Here is a 21,961-nt window from a genome sequence, read left to right as displayed (position 1 = left end):
GGTAGCTGTGAATGACTTACGGCTTCCGACCCATCGCTGGAGGATTCATGCGAGAGTTGCCCGCCCATCTTGGCCGTCGACATTTCCTGACCTTGGCCGGCGCCGCCGCCGTTGCTGTTGCCGTTGTCCCGGAGGCCCGAGCTTCCGGTGACCTGTTCACGCTGGGAGTCGCGTCCGGCGATCCACAGCCCGACGGCGTCGTGCTGTGGACCCGCCTCGCGCCCGAGCCCGTCGCCCCGGACGGGTACGGCGGTATGCCCGACAAGCGCTACCTGGTGAAGTGGGAGGTCGCCGAAGATCCACGCTTCCGCCGGATCGTCCGCCGCGGCGTCGAGCACGCGGTGCGCGCCTGGGCCCACTCGGTGCACGCCGAAGTCCATGGGCTGCGACCGGACCGCGAGTACTGGTACCGGTTCATCGTCGGCGACCAGATCAGCCCGGTCGGCCGGACCCGGACCGCACCGGCACTCTACAGCCGGCTGAACGAGCTGACGTTCGCGTTCGCCAGCTGCCAGGCCTACACCGAGGGCTTCTTCACCGCCTACCGGCACATGGCCGACGAGGACCTCGACCTCGTCGTCCACCTCGGCGACTACATCTACGAAGGAGGCGGTGCGGGCACGATCGGTCGCGCGCACATCCCCACCGCCGAGGTGTTCAGCCTTGCCGACTACCGGGTCCGGTACGGGCAGTACAAGTCCGACCCCGACCTCAAGGCGGCGCACGCCGCGGCGCCGTGGGTGGTCGCGCCCGACGACCACGACGTCGAGAACAACTGGGCCGGCGACATCTCCCAGATCGACACCGAGCCCGACCAGGACCCGGCCGTGTTCCGCCAGCGCCGGGCCGCGGCCTACCAGGCGTACTACGAGAACCTGCCACTTCGCCGTACGTCGATGCCGCGGGGACCCGAGATGCAGGTGTACCGGCGGCTGACCTTCGGCAACCTGCTCCAGCTCAACGTGCTCGACACCCGCCGGTTCCGCACCGACCAGTTGGAGTGCGTGCGCGGCTGCGACGACCGGTTCGACCCGGCACGGACCATGCTGGGCGCCGAGCAGGAGAAGTGGCTGCTCGACGGGCTCGGCCGGTCGCACGCGCGCTGGAACGTGCTGGGCAACCAGATCTTCGCGTTCGAGGCCGACCATGACGCGGGCGAGTCGGAGCGGTACGGCATGGACACCTGGGACGGGTACGCCGCCGCGCGGCAGCGACTGTTCGACGGTGTCGTCCAGCGCAAGGTGGACAACTTCGTGATGATCACCGGCGACGCCCACCGCAGCGTCGCCGCCGACCTCAAGCTGAACTTCGCGGACCCGTCGTCGCGGACCGTCGGCACAGAGTTCCTCGGTACGTCGATCAGCTCGGGCGGCAACGGCGTCGACACGGACGCCCTCGGGGTCACGTGGCTGGCCGAGAACCCGCACATGCGGTTCCACAACAGCCAGCGCGGTTATCAGCGCTGCGTGGTCACGCCATCCGGGTGGCGGACCGACTATCGCGTCGTACCCGAGGTGACTGTGCCGGGCGGGCCGGTGATCACTCGCGCCGGAGTCACGGTCGAGGCGGGCCGGCCGGGAGTCGCCGACGTGTCCTGAAAAAGATTTGCATCAGGGCTAGGCAAGCTCCGCTCCTCTCGCTAATCTTTTGCGAAATCCGGTGGGAGGTGGAGTGTGAGGCGCAAAGGATTTTCACGGCGGGAGGTGCTGGCCGGGCTGGGCGCGGCCGCCGCCGCGGCGGCTGTGCCCGGCTGTTCGTCCGGCGGCGCGCGGTCGAGCGCGCTGCAGGTGTGGGGTGGTGTGCCGGCCGCGTCGGGCCCGGCGGACGTGGTGAAGGCGTTCGAGCAGAAGTTCCCGCAGTACAAGGTCAACTACACCCGCTTCGTGAACGATGCCCGCGGCAACCTCAAGCTGGACACCGCGCTGCAGGGCGGGCTCGACATCGACGTGTACTTCACCTACTCGCAGGCGTCGATGGCGCTGCGGGCCGGGTCCGGACTGGCCGCGGACCTGACCGACCGGGTCACCGCGGACCCGGACCTGAAGCCGTTCCTGGACACGGTCGAGCCGCGGGCCTACATCGACAACGGCAAGGTGAAGGCGCTCGCCACCGCCCGCGAGCCCGCGTTCGTGCTGTTCAACGAGAAGCTCCGGCAGCAGGCCGGCCTCGGCCTGCCGCGGCAGTGGACGATCGAGGACTACCGCCGGACGGCGCAACGCCTGACGACCGGGTCGACGATCGGCGCCTACACGATCCCCGACGTCGCCCGGATCGCCCTCGGCCCGAACTACTGGTACGACGGCGACCGCTCGAACTTCGGTGATCCGCACTTCGAGCAGGGCTTCCGGCTCGGCCGGGACATGATCCGCGAGGGGTCGGCGTTCCCGCAGACCGAGGTGCTGTCCCGGCACCTGGACGCCTACCAGCAGAACTCCTTCCTGCGCGAGGAGTTCCACCTGTGGCCGACCGCGCCGTTCAACCTGCGCTACCTGTACGACCCGAAGAAGTACCCGCACGACTTCAAGGTCGCGTTCGCCCCGCCGCCGACGGTCGACGGCAAGGACTGGAACGGCGGCAGCTACAGCAACTTCGTGATGGTCAACCCGACGTCGCCGAAGCTCGAGGCGGCCTGGGCGTTCGTGAAGTTCTGGCTCACCGAGGGCTCCACGCCGATGCTCAAGGCCGGCAAGCTGCCGACCCTCGGCAACGTCACCGACGACCAGGTGATCAGCGGCATGCTCGGCAAGGAACCGGAGAAGTACTTCGACGTCGAGTCGTTCCGCCGCGTCGTCCTGGACGCCGAGCCCAAGCTCGCGACCGACACCCGGCTGACCGGCTTTCCGGAGATCAGCCTCGCGGTCAAGCAGCAGCGCGACCTGTGCTGGCTGGGCGAGAAGGACCCGGGCGTGGCGATCCGTGAGGTACGGCGCCTCGCCGACGCGGCGATCGCCCGGAACGAGAGGAGGTCCTGATGGCCACCGCCACAGTCACGGCCCCTGACGAGGTCACCACCGGCCCGCCGGCCCAGACCGGTCAAGGTCCCGGCATCCGGCCGCGCGGCTGGATCGGGTTCCTCTTCATCGCGCCGAACCTGCTCGGGGTCGTCGCCTTCACCCTGATCCCGCTGGTCAGCGTGATCGTGCTCGCCTTCACCGACTGGAACCTGGTGTCCGGGCTCGGCGGCATCACCTTCAACGGCCTCGACAACTTCGTCGCGATCGCCCAGGACCCCGGGTTCTGGCGGGCGGCGCTGCTGACCTTGGTGTACGTCGGGGTGAGTGTGCCGCTGACCGTCGTACTCGGGCTGGGGCTCGGGATCGCGCTGAACCGGCCGCTGCCGGGTCGCGCCGTCCTGCGGGCGATCTTCTTCCTGCCGTACATCGTCAACGTGGTGGCGATCGGCATGACCTGGCTGATGCTGATGAACCCGAAGGCGGGCCTGGTCAACCAGGTGCTGGACACGTTCGGGATCCAGCCGGGATGGTTCGCGTCCTCGCACTGGGCGCTGCCGGCGCTGATCGTGATGGCGGTCTGGGGCGGCGTCGGGTACTGCTCGCTGATCTACCTGTCCGCGTTGCAGGACGCGCCGCAGCAGCTGTACGAGGCGGCCGACATCGACGGGGCCGGGGCGTGGGCGAAGTTCCGCGTGATCACCTGGCCGGCGTTGCTGCCGACAACGATCTTCCTGCTGGTCACGCTGATCATCGGCGCCTCGCAGGGCTTCGGCCTGATCGCGCTGATCACCGCCGGCGGTCCGGGCGACGCGACCACGACGATCTCCTACTACATGTACCAGACAGGCTTCCAGTTCTACCGGTTCGGCTACGCGTCGGCGATCGGCCTGGTGACGTTCCTCGGCGTCCTCGCGCTGACCCTGGTGACCTGGCGGGCGCAACGCGGAAGGGCCCTCAATGACTAAGTCGAAGTGGTTGTGGGGGATCCCGCTGTGGATCCTGGCGATCGCCTTCCTCGCGCCGTTCGCGTGGATGCTGTCGACCGCGCTGAAGCCGGACGTGGACGCGTACCGGATCCCGATGCAGTGGATCCCCGATCCGTTCCAGTGGGACAACTACTCGACTGTGCTCAGCGGCGCCACCTCGGTGCTGCCCGCGTTCGGCCGGTCGGTGTTCGTCGCCGTACTGCGGGTGGCCGGTGAGCTGATCACCGCGACGATGGCCGGCTACGCGTTCGCGCGGATGTCGTTCAAGGGCCGGGACCGGCTGTTCCTGCTGTACCTGGCGACCGCGATCATCCCGGCCCAGCTGCTGCTGGTGCCGCGGTTCATCTACTTCCAGAAGCTCGGGCTCTACGACACGCTGTGGGCGCTCATCCTGCCCGGCATGTTCACCGTGCTCGGCACCTTCCTGATGCGCCAGTTCTTCGTCAGCCAGCCGGCCGAGTTCGCCGAGGCGGCCCGGATGGACGGCGCGAACGAGTGGCAGGTGTTCACCCGGATCTACCTGCCGCTGGCGACGCCGGTGATGAGCGCCCTCGGCATCCTGGCGTTCGTCTGGTCCTGGAACGACTACGAGACGCCGCTGGTGCTGATCAGCAACCCGGACCGCTACACGCTGCCGCTCAGCCTGACCAACTTCGTCGACGAGCAGGGCCAGATCGCGCCCGGCCTGACCATGGCCGCCTCGGTGATCTCGATCGTCCCGGTGCTGCTCGTCTTCGTCGTCCTGCAACGGCGGTTCATCGCCGCCATGACCCATACGGGGATCAAATGAACGTTTCCGGTGTCTTCCCGCACCTCGCCCAGATCGGCGACTTCGGCCCGCCGCGCAGCGAGCTCGGCGTCGGTTCGCTGATGCCGTGGAACGGGAAGCTCTACGTCCAGAACTACAACTCGCACAAGGCGGCGTCCGGCGCCGGGGTCAGCCTGCGCCGGATCGACCCCGACTTCTCGATGGAGATCGTCGCCGAGACGCTCGGGGTGGACGGCACCTACACCAACCGGTTCGTGCACTTCCCGACCTCGCAGCTGGTGCTCGGGCCGCACGTGATCTCGGCCGACCACAAGATCGTCACGATCCCCGAGCTGCAACCGCTCCGGGTCTGCGGCACGTCGCGGCACCTGACCAAGCCGGACACGCACGTGTACGTGCTCGCGATGGAAGGCGAGCTGCTCGAGCTCGACCTGACGACGTACGAGTGCACGCAGCTCTTCGACCTCAACGACGAGCTCGGCACCGACGGCGAGATGAAGGTCCACTACAAGGACTGCTACACGTCCTTCGGCCGCCTCGTCGTCTGCTCCAACGAGTACGCCGAACCCGAGTGGGCCGGCGTACGGTCGCGCGGCCGGCTGGCGTCGTACGACGGCACCTCGTGGACCGTGCTGCGGCAGGACCCCTACACCGCGATCGGTGGGCGGCACGAGTTCGGCGGGACCATCTTCGCGGCCGGGTGGGACCGGGCGTCGGCGATCCTCGAGGTGTTCACCGAGGCCGACCAGCAGTGGACGCGGTACCGGCTGCCCAAGGCGTCGCACTGCTTCGACCACAAGTGGCAGACCGAGTGGCCGCGGATCCGGGAGGTCGAGCACGAGCGGCTGCTGCTCGACCACCACGGCATGTTCTACGAGTTGTCGCCTTGGGCGTACGGCGGCCGGATCTGGGGCGTGCGGCCGATCTCCACGCATCTGTGGGTGCTCGGCGACTTCTGCTCGTGGCGCGGGATGCTCGTCGCCGGAGCGGACAACGCGTCGCCGAGCCACGGGCTGAACCCGACCACGGCGGAACCGCAGTCCGGGCTGTGGTTCGGGAAGACCGACGACCTGTGGAGCTTCGGCAAGCCGGCCGGGTGGGGCGGGCCGTGGTGGGAGACGCCGGTGGTCGCGGGTGAGCCGTCGGATCCGTACCTGATGACGGGCTTCGACGGGAAATGCCTGCACCTGGAGAACTTCAGCGACGTGCCCATCGGTGTGACTGTGGAGATCGACTTCCACGGGCACGGGCGGTTCGGTGCGGTCGAGTCGCTGACGGTCGAGCCGGGGCAGATCCGGACGCACGTGTTCCCGCCCGGATTCAGTGCGCACTGGGTGCGGGTGGTCAGCGACACCGATGCTGTGGCGAGTGCCCAGTTCGTCTATACGTGATGATCACGGGATGGGATCTTCTTCGATGGAGCGAGCCGGCAGCCCGAGTCCGTTGCAGCTGGTCAAGCGCGCGCTGCCCGAGCTGCACGGGGCGATGCAGCGGGTCGCCGAGCACATCCTGGCGAACCCGGACGAGGTCGCGCGCGGGTCGATCACCAAGCTGGCCGAGGCCGCCCAGACCTCGGCCGCGACGGTCACCCGGCTGTCCACCCACCTCGGGTTCGAGGGGTACCCGGCACTCCGGGCCGCGCTGGCGATGGAGATCGGCCGCGGTCTCGAGGCCGGCTGGGCGAGTGACATCGGGCTGGCGATCGGTCCGGCGGATCCACCCGAGCAGGTGCTGAACGTTCTCGCCTCCACCCAGGCGAACGCCTTGCGAAACGCGTTGGCCGCGATCGACCTGACCGCGGCCACCCGGGTCGCCGATGCGATCGCCGGCGCACGCCGTACGCACATCTACGGCGAGTGGGGTGACGCGATCCCGGCGCGGGAGCTCTACATCCGGCTGCTGCGGATCGGGATCCCGGTGTGGTTCTTCGACGGACCGCAGTCGTCGCAGATCGGCGGCGGACTGCTCAACGAGGGCGACGTCGCGCTGGTCATCTCCCGGTCCGGGACCGACCAGACCACGCTCGAGTTCCTGCAGCGGTCGGCCGACGAAGGGGCGCTCACGGTCGCGATCACCGGGGTCGTCGAGTCGCCGATCGCCCGGCTGGCCGACGTCACCCTCGACACCGGCACGCCGAACGGGACCACGTGGACCGAGTTCTTCGCCGGCCGGGCCAGCGACGTGCTGACCGCCGGGCTGCTGTTCGTCCTGGTCGCGCAGCGCGTCCCCGATCACCTCACCGCCAACCACCCGAACGGTCCCGGACAACCCGTCGTCCATCCAGACACGACCGCCGACCATCCCGTCGTACATCCGGAAACTTGAGAGGTTCCTAGATGCAGCAGCTCGACGTCCACAGTGATCTGACCGTCGTCGGCGGTGGTCTCGCCGGGGTCTGCGCGGCGATCGCCGCCGCCCGGCAGGGCAGCACGGTGGCCCTGATCCAGAACCGGCCGGTGCTCGGCGGCAACTCCTCCAGCGAGGTGCGGGTGTGGGTGTGCGGGGCGACCGCGCACGGCGTCCAGCACTTCGCCCGGGAGACCGGGATCATGGGCGAGCTGTTCGTCGAGAACCAGTACCGGAATCCGGAGGGGAATCCGTACTACTGGGACCTCGTCCTGCTGGAAGCGGTACGCGCGGAACCGCGGATCTCGCTGTTCCTGAACACGGACGTGCGGACCGTGGACGCCGCCGACGGCACGATCCGCTCCGTCACCGGGTGGCAGATGGGGTCGGAGAAGGAGATCACGTTCTACAGCCCGGCGTTCGCCGACTGCTCGGGGGACGGGCTGGTCGGGTACCTCGCGGGGGCGGACTTCGCGACCGGGCGGGAGCCACGGTCGTTGTACGGCGAGTCGTGGGCGCCGGACGTGCCCGACGCGAACACGTTGGGGAGCACGATTCTCTTCTACACCAAGGACACCGGGGCGCCGGTGCGCTTCGTGCCGCCGTCGTTCGCTCGTGACATCACCGAGACGGCGATTCCCGATCGCCGGATCATTCGGTCCGACATGAACGGATGCGCCTACTGGTGGATCGAGTGGGGTGGTGAGCTGGACGTTGTCGACGACAACGAACGGATCCGGGACGAGCTGCAGGCGGTCGTCTACGGCATCTGGGACTACATCAAGAACTCCGGGCGCTTCGACGCCGAGACGCTGACGCTGGAGTGGATCGGGGCGGTGCCGGGGAAGCGGGAGTACCGCCGGTTCCTGGGGGACCACGTGCTGACGCAGCACGACGTACTCGGGCAGACTCCCTTCGAGGACCGGGTGGCCTTCGGTGGATGGTCGATCGACCTGCACCCGCCTGGTGGGGTCTACTCGGCCGAGCGTGGGTCGAAGCACTGGCATCCGGACGGGAACTACCACATTCCGCTGCGGTCGCTGTACTCGCGGAACGTCTCCAACCTGTGGATGGCCGGGCGGAACATCAGCGCGAGTCACGTGGCCTTCGGTACGACGCGGGTGATGGCGACGTGCGCCGTACTCGGTGAGGCCGTCGGGATCGCCTCGGCTGTTGCCCAGCGCAACGGGTTGGCGCCGCGGGAACTGGCCACCGAACGCTTCGAGCTGATGCGCCGGGCGCTGCAACGCGCCGACGCCTCGGTCCTGGGGGTTGTCGACGATGACCCGGCCAACTTGGCTTTGACTGCGACCGTTTCTGCTTCGTCGACATTGGTGCGACCGGCCGTAGAGGAGTCGTCGGGAACGTTGCCGCTGAGCACGGACCTCGCGATGGTCCTTCCCTCGCCAACGGGTTTGTCCCTGCTCGTCGACGCTGTCTCGGACACCTCGTTGACCGTTGAGCTCCACGACCCGCTGAAGCCGCAGAACTACCTGCCGTTGGAGCTCCTCGACTCGTGCACGGTTGAGGTGCCGGCGGGCGAGAAGCGCTGGATCGACGTACCGCTCGAATGGCGTGCTTCCGGCAACGCGATCGTCGTACTGCGGGAGAACCCTGCCGTCTCGGTCCACACGGCCTCGTCGGCGCTGCCCGGGACGCTCTTCTTCGCCCACCGCGATCCGGCGCCGGACGAGCAGTGGACCGAACAGTTCCGTTCCTGGAAGCACATCCTGCCCCGAGCCGGCCTCTGCCTCCGCCTCGGCGAGACCACCGCGTACGCCGCCTCGAACGTCGTCGGCGGCTACTCCCGCCCGTACGGCGGCCCCCAGCTCTGGTCCTCCGAAGACCTCGCCTGGGACCCCGAACCGTGGATCCAGCTCACCTGGCCCACCCCCGTCGACCTCACCGAGATCGTTGTCATCCTCGACGACGACGTCGAAGAAGACCTCATCAACCTCCACCACCACCGCACCCCCTTCGAAGCCCTCCCCACCCTCCTCAACTCCTACACCCTCCAAGCCCAAGACCCCTCCGGCACGTGGCAACCCCTCACCACCATCACCGCCAACCACCACCGCACCCACCACCACCCCGTCACCCTCACCACCACCGCCATCCGCCTGGTCGCCCACACCACCAACGGCACCCCCCGAGCCCACGTAGTAAACCTCCGCGCCTACGGCTCCTGATCCGCTGCAGAAGTACGACACCCCACCACATGCTGGTTGGTGGGGTGGTCAGTCCAGCTCGAGGGACAGGTCGGGTTTCCAGTGGTAGAGGTGGTGGGTTCGGGTGAGGGCCAGGAGGGTGAGGGTGGTGATGGAGAGGGCTGTGGAGTGGGGAGTGTGGGATAGGAGGCGGGTGGTGATGGGGGCGGCGGGGGTGTTGTGGTTGCAGTAGGCGAGGGTGATGTGGGGGTTGAGCTCGGGGAGCTCGGGTACGGCGTCGTCGCCCCAGATGTCGGTGATGGCGGCGCGGGTGAGGTCGCGGAGGTGTTGCAGCGGCTCGATCGGGCGGACCGGGAGCTGGATGGATTCGGCGTCGAGTACGGCGGGGCCGACGGTGACTGGGAACGACTCGACTTGGGTGATCCGGCGGCGGGTGGCTTCGACGATGTCGGCCAGGTCCGCGTCGGGCACGCGGTCGGTGAAGCCGACGCCCTGCAGGCCGAGGTGCAGCCACTCGAGCGGCACCGGCGTGAACCCGGGCAGGTCGTTGAGCAGATCGCCGTACGACGCATGGAGCGCAGCGATCTCGGGGCGGCCGTCGAACGTGACGTGCCAGGCGTAGAAGCTGCGGTCAGGCCGCCAACCGGGCCGCCAGTACCAGTGGTCGCGGACTTCTTCGAGCATCAGTACTCCTCTACTTGCTGGGGTTCGCGCGGATGGCGGGGTGGCGGGTGAAGACCCGGATGGAGCCGTGCAGGGCGAGGGCCTTGGGGTCGGTGGCGTGCCGGCTGAGCCGGGTGAGGGCGGCGACTTCGCTGATCCGGTGGACGAGGGGGCGGACGCGGTACTCGACCGGGGTGCTGAGGACGGCGGAGACCGCTTCGGTGGCGCCGTCCAGCTCGCCGAGCTGCAGGTGCGCCTTGGCGAGCTGAAGGCGGACCATGCGTTCCGATCCGAAGTTGCGGATCGCGTGCGGCGCCGCCTCGAACATCGCGACGCCGTGGTCGGCGTGCTTCAACGTCTCGACCACTTCGCCGAGCGCGAGGTGGGCGTCGGACCAGATCCCCTCTGCGCGTTCCGGCGTACACAGGAACGGGCCGCCGAACTCGGGTACGTCGGTCCGGACCGTCGTACGCATGGCAATGGCCAGCGCCTCGCGGGCCTCGGCGTGCCGCCCGGACCGGGCGAGGTCGACCGCCGACGCGCTCGCGAGGAACAACGTCGAGCTGCCGCGGGCGTACTGCAGCCCGTCCTGCGCGTACGACGCCGCCGCGGCGAAATCGTCCTGCCAGAACGCGGCCGTGTGCTGCGTCGCGCGGACCCACGCACGCAGGTCGTCGTGGTCGGCCGCGTCGGCGCAGGCCCACGCCGTCCGGGTATGGCTCTCGGCGACGTCGGGGCGGCCGAGGTCGACCGCCATCCAGCCGAGCAGCGTCAGCGCCCAGCCGGCCGTGGCGTACAGGTCGCGGGCCTGGTTCGGTGACTGCCGTCCGGACAGCAGCCGGAAGGCACGGTCGCGTACGGCGCGGGTGCGGACGAACAACGCCTTCGTCTGCGTCCGCAGGTAGTTCTGGCTGATCCGGAGGATGTCCGCTTGCAGCTGCTCGACGGTCAGGTCGCCGACGTTCGACTCCTCGGCGAGGGCGAGCAGGGCGACCGACTCGTCACCGGCCTGCACCAGCTCGTCCTCGATCCCGAGCACCGAGCTGGTGCCCGGCTCCGGGTCGACGGTGCCGGGACCACCCGGCGGGACGAAACCGAGCTCGCTGTCGTCGGCGACGTTCAGCACGAAGCGCAGGCCGGACCGGTACGCCGCACCCGGCCAGCGGACCGCGCCGCGTTCGAGCTTGGCGATGTAGTGGCCGTCGAGTTCGTACTTCGTCTCGGTCGTCTCCCACAGCCAGGTGCAGACCGCCTCCGCGAGCTCGGCCCGGGACATCTGCTCACCGGGCGCGCGCCGCGACGGCGTCCGCTCGCGGGCGGCTCGCAGCAGTTCGTTGGGCTCTGGCATGGCGGTAACTGTAGGTGCCCAAACACCGTCTGCGACCACGTCAAAGGCCCCTGTGGATGATCTGCCCCCAACTGCCCCGACATGCCCCGCCCTGCCCCAAATCCCCCACTGCACAAGGCACTTCAGCACCCGCCATCACCGCGTCGGATCGCTGCACCGGGGCAGATTGCTGCCGGCGACGGGTTAGCTGAGCGTGAACAACCGGGGCACCCCGGGGCAACCCGGGGCAGATACCCCAGCCGAAGGACCAACGACTGCCAACGGACGGTCGACGACGGGGCAGGTCGACCTCCGTGCCCGGGCTTGCCCGAGGCCGAGGCACCCCGGCGGCGGGAATGCGGGTGCACGGGTCGCGAGGCGCGGGCAGGGGTGCTCGGGTCCTCGGTGCAAAGGCAGCAGCGGGTGCGGGCAGATCGGCGCGGAGGATGGGGCAGGCATCCCAGCGCACGGGGGCGCACGGGGTCGCGAGGGGTGAGGAGGTGGACGGGGTGTGCCATGGCGCGGGGGTGCGTGGGTACGGAGCCCATGGGCCCAGAGGTGGAGTCGGGGCGCCGGCAGCCCGAGGTCGCGAGGGGAGAGACGATGCGCGGGCAGCAGTTGTGCGAGCTGCCGGGGCACGCGGGTGGGCGAGATAGGTCGCCGAGCCGGGGCGCGCGTGCGCAGGGGCGGAGGATGCAACCTGCCGGCGCTGAAAGCTGGCGCGGGGGTGTGATGGCTGGGGTGTGGGGGAGGGGGTTTTAGGGTTGGTGGGTGGGTGTGGAGGCGGTTACTACGTTGCGGGCGGAGCTTGGGTGGTTTGGGCGGGCGGGGGTGGCGTTTGCTTTGTTGGAGGTGTTTTTGGAGGTTGCCGGGTCGCGGTTGGGGCCGGTGGTGTTGGATCCGGTCGGGTTGCGGTTGCCGGACGAGATGACCGAGGACCGGGTGGTGGTGCAGGGACTGATCGACGCGATCGAGCAGGAGCCTCGGCCGAAGCGGCGGTTGCTGCAGGCCACCGAGCGGACGTACGACATGACCGACGACCAGGCTCGGTGGGATTACGCGCGACTGGCGTACTGCTCCAACCTGGCCACGGTGTGGAGCGAGGGTCTTCGTACGTCGTACTTCGAGGTCGCGGACCAACGCAGCGCGACGTACTGGTTGCCCGAGACACTCAAAGCGCAGTACTTCCAGGCGATTGCCACCAGGGGTTGGGCCGTTCCGGATGACTGGTTGGCAGCGGTGGGGAAGCGGCCCAAGCCCTGGTGGAAGCGGGGCGGCGGTTAGCCCAGGGCGGGCAGGCGCGTCAGGGCTTGCTGGACGGCTGATTGGATTTCCGCGTCGTCCCAGGAACGGTCGGTGATGGTGCCGGTGAGGTAGGCGTCGTAGGCGGCGAGGTCGAGGTGGCCGTGGCCGCAGAGGGCGGTGAGGATGACCTTCTCCTCGCCGGACTCCTTGCAGCGTTGGGCTTCCTCGATCGCGGCGGCGAGCGCGTGGGTCGGCTCGGGAGCCGGCACGATGCCCTCGGTGCGGGCGAACTGGACGCCGGCCGCGAAGCACTCGGACTGCGGTTTGGCGACAGCCTCGATCTCGCCGGTCTCGTAGAGGTGGCTGATCAGCGGGCTCATCCCGTGATACCGCAGGCCGCCGGCGTGGATCGGGTCCGGGACGAAGTCGTGACCGAGGGTGTGCATCTTCATCAGCGGCGTCATCCCGAGCGTGTCGCCGAAGTCGTACGCGTACGTCCCCTGGGTCAGCGACGGGCACGCGGCCGGCTCGACCGCCCGGACGACCGGCGACATCCGGCCGGCCCACTTCTCCCGCAGGAACGGGAACGCGAGACCGCCGAAGTTCGACCCGCCGCCGGTGCACCCGACGAGTAGGTCCGGGGTCTCGCCGACCATCGCGAGCTGGATCAGCGCCTCCTCGCCGATGATCGTCTGGTGCAGCAGCACGTGGTTGAGCACCGACCCGAGCGCGTAGTGGACCTCAGGGTCCTGGACGGCGACCTCGACCGCCTCACTGATCGCGATCCCGAGCGACCCGGTCGACGACGGGTCCCCGGCCAGGATCTTCCGCCCGGCCTCGGTGAGCTCCGACGGGCTCGGGTGCACGGTCGCGCCGAAGACCTCCATCATCGTCCGCCGGTACGGCTTCTGGTCGTACGACGCCCGCACCTGCCACACCTCGCACTCCAGCCCGTACTGCGCGCACGCGAACGCGAGCGCCGTCCCCCACTGACCGGCGCCGGTCTCGGTGGTGAGCTTCCGGACGCCCGACTTCGCGTTGTAGTAGGCCTGAGGCACGGCGGTGTTCGGCTTGTGCGACCCGGCCGGCGAGACGCCCTCGTACTTGTAGTAGATCCGCGCCGGGGTATCGAGCGCCTTCTCCAACCGGTGCGCCCGGTAGAGCGGGCTCGGCCGCCAGAGCCGGTAGACGTCCAGCACTTCGCCGGGGATGTCGACGTACTGATCCTGGGAGACCTCTTGCATGATGAGGTCCATCGGGAACAGTGGCGCCAGATCGTCCGGCCCCACTGGTTGCCCGGTGCCCGGATGCAGCACCGGCGGTGGTGGCGTGGGCAGATCGTGCAGCACGTTGTACCAACGGGTCGGCAGCTCGTCCTCTGGCAGCAGGATCTTCGTCGGCGTCATGCACAGAACGTAATCCCCGCCGAAGCCCCCCGACAATGACCTGCCTAGGAACCGAACCGGCACTCTTCCGGCATTTTTCCGGCTAGTACGTCGGAACCGCCGCCGGACTGTTGACCCCGAGCCAGTTGTCGACGTCCGCGAGCAACGCCTTCTGGATCTCGGGCGGTGCGGTCGAGGCCAGGATCGAGCCGCGGGCCAGGTCGGCCAGCTCCTCGTCGGTGAAGGCGTGGACCGTCCGGGCAGTCTCGTACTGCTCGGCCAGCCGCGACCCAAACAGCAACGGGTCATCGGCACCGAGCGCGATCCGGGCGCCGGCCTCGTAGAGCTGCCGCAGCGGGACGTCCTCAGGCCGGTGGTAGACGCCCAAGGAGACGTTGGACGCCGGGCAGACCTCCAACGCGACCTGCGCGTCGACCAGACGCTTCAGCAGGTCGGGATCCTCGACCGCGCGCACTCCGTGACCGATGCGCCCGGCGCCCAACTCGTCCAAGCAGGTCCGGATAGTGGCAGGACCGCACAGCTCACCGCCATGCGGCGCGGCGAGCAGCCCTGCGTGCCGCGCGATCCGGAAGGCCGCGGCGAACTCCGACGTCGTCCCGCGGCGCTCGTCGTTCGACAGCCCGAACCCGACCACCCCGCGCCCGACGTACTGCGCGGCGAGTCGAGCGAGCGTCCGGGCGTCGAGCGGATGGCGGGTCCGATTGGCCGCGATCACGACCTGGACCGCGATACCGGTCGAGGCCGCCGCGTCCCGGGCCGCGTCCAGGACCAGGTCGGTGAACTCGGTGATGCCATGGAAGCGGTTCGCGTACCCCGACGGATCCACCTGGATCTCGAGCCAGCGGGAGCCGTCGGCACGGTCGTCCTCGGCCGCCTCCCGGACCAGGCGCCGTACGTCGTCCTCCGTGCGCAGCACCGAGCGGGCGATGTCGTAGAGCCGCTGGAACCGGAACCAGCCGCGCTCGTCGGCCGCGGACAGGTCCGGCGGCCATTCGGTGCGCAGCGCGTCGGGCAACCGGACGCCGTGCTTGTCCGCCAGCTCGACCAGCGTCAGGTGCCGCATCGAGCCCGAGAAGTGAAGATGCAGATGTGCCTTCGGCAGCACCCGCAGATCCCGATGCGTCATCACAGAAGGTTACCGATCCACAGCGCCCGGACAGAAATCGGGCCGTCCACCCTGTGGATGGACGTCCCGGAGAGCTCAGCTGAGCAGCTTGGCGATCCGCCCGACGCCCTCGGCCAGGTCCGCGTCGCCGAGCGCGTACGACAGCCGCAGGTACCCGGGCGCGCCGAACGCCTCACCCGGGACCACGGCCACCTCGGCCTCGTCCAGGATGATCTCGGCCAGCTCCGCCGACGAGGCGGGCGTCCGGCCGTTGATCTCCTTGCCGAGCAGACCCTTGACCGACGGGTACGCGTAGAACGCGCCGGTCGGCTCCGGGCACTCGACGCCGGGGATCTCGTTCAGCAGCCGGACCATCGTCTGGCGGCGGCGGTCGAACGCCTTCTTCATCTCGTCGACCGCGCTCAGGTCGCCGGTCAGCGCGGCGATCGCGGCCCGCTGCGCGACGTTGCAGACGTTCGAGGTCTGGTGCGACTGCAGGTTGGTCGCGGCCTTGATGACGTCCTTCGGGCCGATCATCCAGCCGACCCGCCAGCCGGTCATCGCGTAGGTCTTGGCGACTCCGTTCAGGACGACGGTCTTGTCCGCGAGCTCCGGCACGGCGACCGGGATCGACGTCGACTGCGCGTCGCCGTACGTGAGGTGCTCGTAGATCTCGTCGGTGATCACCCAGAGGTCGTGCTCGAGCGCCCAGCGGCCGATCGCCTCGATCGCCTCCGGGCTGTCGACCGCGCCGGTCGGGTTCGACGGGGAGCAGAACAGCAGGGCCTTGGTCTTCTCGGTCCGGGCCGCCTCGAGCTGCTCGATGGTGACGCAGTAGTTCTGCGTCTCGTCGGCGAGCACCTCGACCGGCACCCCGCCGGCCAGCTGGATGGTCTCCGGGTACGTCGTCCAGTACGGCGCCGGCAGCAGCACCTCGTCACCCGGGTCGAGCAGCGTCGCGAACGTGTTGTAGACCGCGTGCTTGCCGCCGTTGGTGACCAGGACCTGGGCGGCCTCGACCTCGTAGCCGGAGTCACGCTTGGTCTTGTCGACGATCGCCTGCTTGAGCTCGGGCAGGCCGCCCGCCGGGCTGTAGCGGTGGTTCTTCGGATCGCGGGCGGCCTCGACCGCCGCCTCGACGATGTAGTCCGGCGTCGGGAAGTCCGGCTCGCCGGCGCCGAACCCGATCACCGGCCGTCCGGCCGCCTTGAGCGCCTTCGCCTTGCTGTCGACCGCGAGCGTCGCCGACTCACTGATGGCGCCGATCCGCGCCGAAACCCTGGAACCCATGGTGCCCATCCTGGCACTGCCCGCGCGCTGCCGACACCGGGGTGGGGCTGGACCGGTTCTGGGCCGGGGGTGGATCGGATCTGGATCGCTGTTCATCCCGCCGTCACCCGCTGTGCCGACCGTGGGTGGTTCGGGACCCCGGGTGGAGGAGTCGGCCGTGAAGCTGTTCGTGGCGCTGTCAGTCGTGGTCTGGCTGGTGCTGATCGTGATCCTGGTGTGGGGCGCGGTGGATCCGAAGGGTGCGTGGTGGGCCACCGCGTCGCAGTACCGCTATCCGGAGCTGCATGAGCCGAGCGAGACGGCGTACCGGCGGAGCCGGGTGGGTGCGGTGATCGCGCTGGTGATCGTCGTGGCCGGCGGTATCGCGTACTGGATCCATCTCGCCAGGCACTGGCCGGTGTGATCCGGGGAACACGCGGGGGGTGTGGTCCGTTGGGAACCGGTGGAGGCTGTATGGTTCTGGTCGCGGTGCGACGCCCGAGTGGGGGTCGTGCGGGGTAGGGCCTCAGTTCGACCAGGTGGCTTCGACCCCGTACACTCTTCTAGTCCGGGCGTTGGTGGCCCTGAATCGGCATGCCCGAGATCAGGTCCCGCGGCGTCCGGAGGATTGCAGAGGGCACTAGCTCAACTGGCAGAGCATCGGTCTCCAAAACCGAAGGTTGGGGGTTCAAGTCCCTCGTGCCCTGCAAATCCTGACCGGCGCAGGGCCGGTCAGGCCGCCGCTAGCGAAAGAGGTAGGTCGTGACGGAGACGCGCACCCCGGCACCGTCCGGCGCCGGCAAACCTGCGGAGAGCAAGTCGGGCAACCGCCTGCTGCGCTTCTACCGCCAGGTGGTCGCCGAGCTCCGCAAGGTCGTCTGGCCGACTCGCAAGCAGCTGTCCACCTACTTCGTGGTCGTCCTGACCTTCGTGGTGTTCGTCATCGCGATCGTCTCGGTCCTCGACCTCGCCTTCGGCTGGGCGATGTTCAAGATCTTCGGCTGAGTTCGCAGCCGCCCACGAACGCTCCCGCCGGGGGTCCCGGGCCGTGGCCCGACCCGCAGCAGAGAACCAGACAAGACCCGATGCAGAGATGACGGAGTACAACGTGTCCGAGCGCGACGACGAGGTCCTCGACTACGAGGACGAGTTCGACGTATCCGCTGACTCCGACGACGACGTCGATTTCGACTTCGACGAGACCGCCACCGACGACGATGACGACCTGTTCGGTGACGAAGACGACGACCCGTTCGCGAACCTCGACGACGAGGATGACACCGCTGACGAGGACGAGGACGACGAGGTGGAGGAGTACTCGGCCGACGACGAGGCCGAGGACGGCCCCGCGGACGAGGACGACTCCGACGACGAGCCGGTCGTGGTGGTCGCTGCTGCCGACGACGCGGAGGACGACGAGGTCGTGACCGTGTCCGACGTCGAGGACGCCGCCGACGAGCTGGCCGCCGAGACCGCCGAGACGGCGCCCGAGGACACCGACGAGGAGCCGGCCGCCGACGAGCTGGTCTTCTCCTCCGCCGATGCCGGCGACTCCGACGAGGACGAGACCGGTACGGCGGCCGACGACGACGCCGACGTGGACGCGCTCGCCGCCGCGGCCGCCGCCGCGCAGGCCGACGAGGAGCCCGAAGAGCCGGGCGACCCGCTCGAGGAGCTGCGCAGCCGGCTGCGTTCGCAGTTCGGCGACTGGTACGTGGTGCACACGTACTCGGGGATGGAGAACCGGGTCAAGAGCAACCTGGAGAACCGGATCACCTCCCTGAACATGGAGGACTACATCTTCGAGATCATCGTGCCGACCGAAGAGGTCGCCGAGATCAAGAACGGGCAGCGCCGGATGGTGAAGCGCACCGTGCTCCCCGGCTACGTGCTGGTCCGGATGGACCTGACCGACGAGTCCTGGGCGACCGTGCGGCACACGCCGTCGGTGACCGGCTTCGTCGGGAACAGCCAGAAGCCCGTACCGCTCAGCCTCGAAGAGGTCGAGAAGATGCTCGCTCCGGCCGTCGTGGCGGCGGCCGAGGCGGCGGCTGCCGAAGCCGGCGCCGCACCCACCAAGACCGCGACCAAGAAGAAGGTCGAGGTGGCCGACTTCGGGGTCGGCGACTCGGTCATGGTGGTCGACGGGCCGTTCGCGACCCTGCACGCCACGATCACGGAGATCAACGCCGACGCCCAGCGGATCAAGGCGCTGGTGGAGATCTTCGGCCGGGAGACCCCGGTGGAACTCAGCTTCAGCCAGATCCAGAAAGTCTAAGGACCCGAAATGCCTCCCAAGAAGAAGATCGCTGCCCTGGTCAAGGTGCAGCTCCAAGCCGGCGCCGCGACGCCGGCGCCGCCGGTCGGTACCGCGCTCGGTCCGCACGGCGTCAACATCATGGAGTTCTGCAAGGCGTACAACGCCCAGACGGAGTCCATGCGCGGCAACGTGGTTCCGGTCGAGATCACCATCTACGAAGACCGTTCCTTCACGTTCATCACCAAGACGCCGCCGGCGCCGGAGATGATCAAGAAGGCCGCCGGTCTGCAGAAGGGTTCGGCCGTGCCGCAGCGCGACAAGGTCGGCAAGATCACCAAGGACCAGGTCCGCGAGATCGCCACCACCAAGATGCCGGACCTGAACGCCCGCGACATCGACGCCGCGATGAAGATCATCGAGGGCACCGCGCGCTCGATGGGCGTCACCGTCGACGGCTGAGTCCCGCCCAGCGGCAGGACACGACCAGGTACGACGGACCACGCCGGCTGACCGGTTGGTCGCCGTACCAGCAACAACTTCACGCAGTTGTGGCAGGGCGAAGCGCCGCCCGTGGACCACACCCCAGAGAGGAACAGCAATGGCACAGCGCAGCAAGGCTTACCGCGCAGTCGCGGAGAAGATCGACTTCGACAAGCTGTACACGCCGATCGAGGCGATCCGGCTGGCCAAGGAGGCCGCCGGCAGCAAGAAGTTCAACTCCACCGTGGACGTCGCGATGCGCCTCGGGGTCGACCCCCGCAAGGCCGACCAGATGGTGCGCGGCACCGTCAACCTTCCGCACGGTACCGGCAAGACGGCACGGGTCCTCGTCTTCGCCACCGGTGACAAGGCCGAGGCCGCACGGGCCGCCGGCGCCGACTTCGTCGGCGACGACGACATGATCAAGAAGGTGACCGACGGCTGGCTCGACTTCGACGCCGTCGTCGCCACCCCCGACCTGATGGGCAAGGTCGGCCGGCTCGGCCGCGTCCTCGGTCCGCGTGGTCTGATGCCGAACCCGAAGACCGGCACGGTCACCCCGGACGTGGCCAAGGCCGTGACCGACATCAAGGGCGGCAAGATCGAGTTCCGGGTCGACCGGCACGCGAACCTGCACTTCATCATCGGCAAGGCGTCGTTCGACGAGGCGCAGCTGGTGGAGAACTACAGCGCCGCGCTGGAGGAGATCCTCCGGCTGAAGCCGGCCAGCTCGAAGGGCCGCTACATCAAGAAGACGGTGTTCTCGACCACGATGGGCCCGGGTGTCCAGGTTGACCCCAACCTCACCCGCAACCTCACCGAGGAAAACGCAGACGCCTGATCCACACGCATGAGAAGGGCCCCGGTCACCCGACCGGGGCCCTTTCGCATGCCTGGAGTTAGGGGGTGGCTCGGGTTAGGCGGAGGGGGTGGTCGGCGGTCTGTAGGGTCCAGCCGTTCGGGTGTTCGGACAGGACGGTGCCGGGGGGTGCGGGGGAAGAGCCGGGGGCGGGGTCTGTGCGGGAGATCAGGTGGGTGGTGCCGTTGAGGTGGAGGCGGGCGGTGGGGGAGGTGACGTTCAGGGCGGCGGCTTTGCGGCGGATGACGAAGGACGGCTCGGTGAGGTCCAGGAGGTGTTCGGACTCGGTGAAGAGCGGGGCTTCGGTGGCTTTGGCCGGGTCTTGGGGGAGGCCGGGGTCGCCGGCGACCAGGCGGGGGACGGCTTCGTCCAGGCACTCGGCGAGGAGGGTGCGCCAGGTCTGCATGATGCCGGTGCCGTTGAGATCCTCCGGCAGCGGCGCGATCCGTTGCGCGAGGATCGCCCCGGTGTCGAACTCGGCGGCGGTCCGGTGCACGGTCGCGCCGACCCGGTCGTCACCTTCGTAGATCAGCCGTTGCGGCGTCGGCCCGCGCCCGGCCGGGAGCGGCGACGGGTGGCAGTTGATCGCGCCGTACTTGGGCAGTTCGAGGATCTCCGGCGGGATCAGGCGCGGGAACGCGGCCGAGATGATCACGTCCGCGCGTAGCGCCGCGATCGCCGGCGCCGCCACCGTCCGCAGCTTGGCAGTGATCAGCACGTTGCTCTGCGACGGCAGGTCCAGGACCAGCGGCCGGATCGAGGCGCCGTACCGGTCGGTGTGCGGCAGCGTGACCACCAGCGCGATCTCGTGACCGTTCCGCTCGGCGAAGTCGTGCACCAGCCGGTAGCCGGCCGGGAAGGCGTTCAGCGTGACGATCCGCAGGCTGTCCACCGCAATCAGTCCCTGAAGTGCCGGGTGACGAGGTCCGGGGTGAGCTCGGCTGGCGTGGGACAGCCGACCAACCGGAGGCAATGCTCCAACTCCTCGCCGAGGTCCGTGAGCAACCGAGTGACCCCCGCCGAGCCGCCGACCGTGAGCGCCCACAGCGCCGGCCGGCCGACGAAGACCGCACGAGCGCCCAGCGCCAACGCGGCGAGCACGTGTTCGCCGCGCCGGATGCCGCCGTCGACATAGACCTCAGTGCTCGTGCCGGCAAGCGCCTCCGCGACCTCCGGTAGTGCCAGTGCTGTGGGGATCGCGCCGTCGAGCTGGCGACCGCCGTGGTTCGACACGATCACTCCGGCGGCACCAGCGTCGGCGCAGCGTTTGGCGTCGTCGCCGCGCAGCACGCCCTTCACAACCACCGGCAGCCCGGTCCGAGAAGCGAGCCAGCCGATCACGTCCGGACCCAGGTCGTCCGCCTTCGCCAGATCGTCATCGGTCCAGTCGCCCGCGGGCAGGTTCGCCAGCAACTGACCAGGCTGCACGAGGTCCCACACCGTCTCGCCGGAGTCCTCCTTGCGACCGACCACCGGTGTGTCGACAGTCAGTACGACGGCCCGCGCACCACCCTCGACCGCGGCGTCGAGCATCCGCTCGGTCACCGACCGGTTCCGCACGACGTAGATCTGCAGCCACCACGGCACACCGGTCGCGCCAAGGTCCGCGAAGGTCGTCCCGGCGTTGCTGGACAAGCCGATCAACGACCCAGCTGCGCCGACGCCGGTCGCCGTCGCGACCTCGCCATCGGGATCCACCATCCGGTGCATCGTCGACGGCGCAACCAGCACCGGTACGTCGACCGGCGTGCCGAGCACCGTCGTTCGCACCGAGACCGAGGACACGTCCTGCAGCACCCGCGGCCGGAAGCGGTACGCCGACCACGCCTCGACGGCCTCGCCGGCGCTGATCCCGCCGGCCGAGCCCTGCCGGAAGTACCGGTGCACGGCTTCCGGGAGCTTCTCGGCGGCCGCGGCTTCGAGGGTGTCGATCCATCGCATGCGCCCCATCGTCGCACCGGTCCGGTGCTCCGGGCAGAAAATTTCCACAGGAGAACCGCGGCCGCGACCGGGTACCCTGGTCGCATGACGCAGTACGGGCGGCGATTTCTGCGCCCCGGCCGGCACGACGGTGCCGACGGGGTGAGCCGCTGCTGCGCTCTCTCCTGAGGACCGCGGCCGACC

Annotated in this window: 20 protein-coding genes and 1 tRNA gene; 14 read left to right on the top strand and 7 right to left on the bottom strand. The window is 69.1% G+C overall.

The features are described from left to right. Nucleotides 1–47 precede the first annotated feature (47 nt). The 7 genes from ACWCOV_RS13760 (at nt 48) to ACWCOV_RS13730 (ending at nt 9,244) form a co-directional block, all read left to right on the top strand. Nucleotides 48–1,598 (top strand): alkaline phosphatase D family protein, encoded by a 1,551-nt coding sequence (locus tag ACWCOV_RS13760; RefSeq protein ID WP_449829568.1) that lies wholly within the window; start codon nt 48–50, stop codon nt 1,596–1,598. A 75-nt stretch (nt 1,599–1,673) separates the two neighbouring features. After that, nucleotides 1,674–2,972: an ABC transporter substrate-binding protein gene (locus ACWCOV_RS13755; RefSeq protein WP_449829567.1), complete on the top strand. Its 1,299-nt coding sequence runs from the start codon at nt 1,674–1,676 to the stop codon at nt 2,970–2,972. Next, nucleotides 2,972–3,919, top strand: a complete 948-nt coding sequence (locus ACWCOV_RS13750) for a carbohydrate ABC transporter permease (protein WP_449829566.1) — start codon at nt 2,972–2,974, stop codon at nt 3,917–3,919. The genes ACWCOV_RS13755 and ACWCOV_RS13750 overlap by 1 nt, the downstream gene beginning before the upstream one ends. Further along, the gene (locus tag ACWCOV_RS13745) at nt 3,912–4,730 is read left to right on the top strand and encodes a carbohydrate ABC transporter permease (protein ID WP_449829565.1); all 819 of its coding nucleotides are present in this window, start codon (nt 3,912–3,914) and stop codon (nt 4,728–4,730) included. The genes ACWCOV_RS13750 and ACWCOV_RS13745 overlap by 8 nt, the downstream gene beginning before the upstream one ends. Then, complete coding sequence (locus tag ACWCOV_RS13740; RefSeq protein WP_449829564.1) at nt 4,727–6,100, top strand: hypothetical protein; 1,374 nt, start codon at nt 4,727–4,729, stop codon at nt 6,098–6,100. Before ACWCOV_RS13745 ends, ACWCOV_RS13740 begins: the two co-directional genes overlap by 4 nt. 10 nt (nt 6,101–6,110) lie before the next feature. Further along, nucleotides 6,111–7,034 (top strand): MurR/RpiR family transcriptional regulator, encoded by a 924-nt coding sequence (locus ACWCOV_RS13735; protein WP_449829563.1) that lies wholly within the window; start codon nt 6,111–6,113, stop codon nt 7,032–7,034. Nucleotides 7,035–7,045: 11 nt separating this feature from the next. After that, complete coding sequence (locus ACWCOV_RS13730) at nt 7,046–9,244, top strand: FAD-dependent oxidoreductase (protein WP_449829562.1); 2,199 nt, start codon at nt 7,046–7,048, stop codon at nt 9,242–9,244. A gap of 48 nt (nt 9,245–9,292) precedes the next feature. Here ACWCOV_RS13730 and ACWCOV_RS13725 read toward each other — a convergent pair whose 3' ends face one another. Beyond that, entirely contained in the window at nt 9,293–9,907 is a 615-nt protein-coding gene (locus tag ACWCOV_RS13725; protein WP_449829561.1) for a 2'-5' RNA ligase family protein, read from the bottom strand. 10 nt (nt 9,908–9,917) lie between these two features. Next, nucleotides 9,918–11,234, bottom strand: a complete 1,317-nt coding sequence (locus ACWCOV_RS13720) for a hypothetical protein (protein WP_449829560.1) — start codon at nt 11,232–11,234, stop codon at nt 9,918–9,920. An 867-nt stretch (nt 11,235–12,101) separates the two neighbouring features. Here ACWCOV_RS13720 and ACWCOV_RS13715 point away from each other — a divergent pair. Further along, the gene (locus ACWCOV_RS13715) at nt 12,102–12,497 is read left to right on the top strand and encodes a hypothetical protein (protein ID WP_449829559.1); all 396 of its coding nucleotides are present in this window, start codon (nt 12,102–12,104) and stop codon (nt 12,495–12,497) included. On the opposite strand, the gene ACWCOV_RS13710 is transcribed toward ACWCOV_RS13715, so the two are convergent. The 3 genes from ACWCOV_RS13710 to ACWCOV_RS13700 form a co-directional block, all read right to left on the bottom strand. After that, nucleotides 12,494–13,864: a TrpB-like pyridoxal phosphate-dependent enzyme gene (locus ACWCOV_RS13710; RefSeq protein WP_449829558.1), complete on the bottom strand. Its 1,371-nt coding sequence runs from the start codon at nt 13,862–13,864 to the stop codon at nt 12,494–12,496. The genes ACWCOV_RS13715 and ACWCOV_RS13710 overlap by 4 nt on opposite strands. An 82-nt stretch (nt 13,865–13,946) precedes the next feature. Beyond that, nucleotides 13,947–14,990: an adenosine deaminase gene (locus tag ACWCOV_RS13705; RefSeq protein ID WP_449829557.1), complete on the bottom strand. Its 1,044-nt coding sequence runs from the start codon at nt 14,988–14,990 to the stop codon at nt 13,947–13,949. A 75-nt stretch (nt 14,991–15,065) separates the two neighbouring features. Further along, entirely contained in the window at nt 15,066–16,259 is a 1,194-nt protein-coding gene (locus ACWCOV_RS13700) for a pyridoxal phosphate-dependent aminotransferase (RefSeq protein ID WP_449829556.1), read from the bottom strand. Nucleotides 16,260–16,416: 157 nt separating this feature from the next. Here ACWCOV_RS13700 and ACWCOV_RS13695 point away from each other — a divergent pair, with 157 nt between their 5' ends. From ACWCOV_RS13695 to rplA, 6 genes are all read left to right on the top strand, one after another. Beyond that, on the top strand, nt 16,417–16,662 hold the full coding sequence (locus ACWCOV_RS13695; RefSeq protein WP_449829555.1) for a hypothetical protein: 246 nt from the start codon (nt 16,417–16,419) through the stop codon (nt 16,660–16,662). A gap of 210 nt (nt 16,663–16,872) precedes the next feature. Then, a tRNA-Trp gene (locus tag ACWCOV_RS13690) sits at nt 16,873–16,945 on the top strand. Nucleotides 16,946–17,000: 55 nt separating this feature from the next. Continuing rightward, the gene (gene secE / locus ACWCOV_RS13685; protein WP_020388149.1) at nt 17,001–17,243 is read left to right on the top strand and encodes a preprotein translocase subunit SecE; all 243 of its coding nucleotides are present in this window, start codon (nt 17,001–17,003) and stop codon (nt 17,241–17,243) included. An 88-nt stretch (nt 17,244–17,331) separates the two neighbouring features. Further along, a complete protein-coding gene (nusG, locus tag ACWCOV_RS13680) occupies nt 17,332–18,516 on the top strand; it encodes a transcription termination/antitermination protein NusG (protein WP_449829554.1) in 1,185 nt (394 codons plus the stop codon). A 9-nt stretch (nt 18,517–18,525) separates the two neighbouring features. Next, nucleotides 18,526–18,957 carry a 50S ribosomal protein L11 gene (rplK, locus tag ACWCOV_RS13675; protein WP_132319511.1) on the top strand — a complete coding sequence of 144 codons (432 nt, stop codon included), beginning with the start codon at nt 18,526–18,528 and terminating at the stop codon, nt 18,955–18,957. A 139-nt stretch (nt 18,958–19,096) separates the two neighbouring features. Next, nucleotides 19,097–19,819, top strand: coding sequence for a 50S ribosomal protein L1 (gene rplA, locus ACWCOV_RS13670; RefSeq protein WP_449829553.1), 723 nt, complete (start codon nt 19,097–19,099; stop codon nt 19,817–19,819). 58 nt (nt 19,820–19,877) lie between these two features. Here rplA and ACWCOV_RS13665 read toward each other — a convergent pair whose 3' ends face one another. Together ACWCOV_RS13665 and ACWCOV_RS13660 are read right to left on the bottom strand one after the other, a co-directional pair. Beyond that, a complete protein-coding gene (locus ACWCOV_RS13665; RefSeq protein WP_449829552.1) occupies nt 19,878–20,729 on the bottom strand; it encodes a methionyl-tRNA formyltransferase in 852 nt (283 codons plus the stop codon). A gap of 5 nt (nt 20,730–20,734) precedes the next feature. Continuing rightward, nucleotides 20,735–21,778, bottom strand: coding sequence for an alpha-hydroxy acid oxidase (locus ACWCOV_RS13660; RefSeq protein ID WP_449829551.1), 1,044 nt, complete (start codon nt 21,776–21,778; stop codon nt 20,735–20,737). Nucleotides 21,779–21,961: the final 183 nt, after the last annotated feature.

This window comes from Kribbella sp. NPDC002412 (assembly GCF_053592935.1).
The sequence above is the reverse complement of the archived record's forward strand: the minus strand, read 5'-3'. Positions and strand labels throughout refer to the sequence as shown.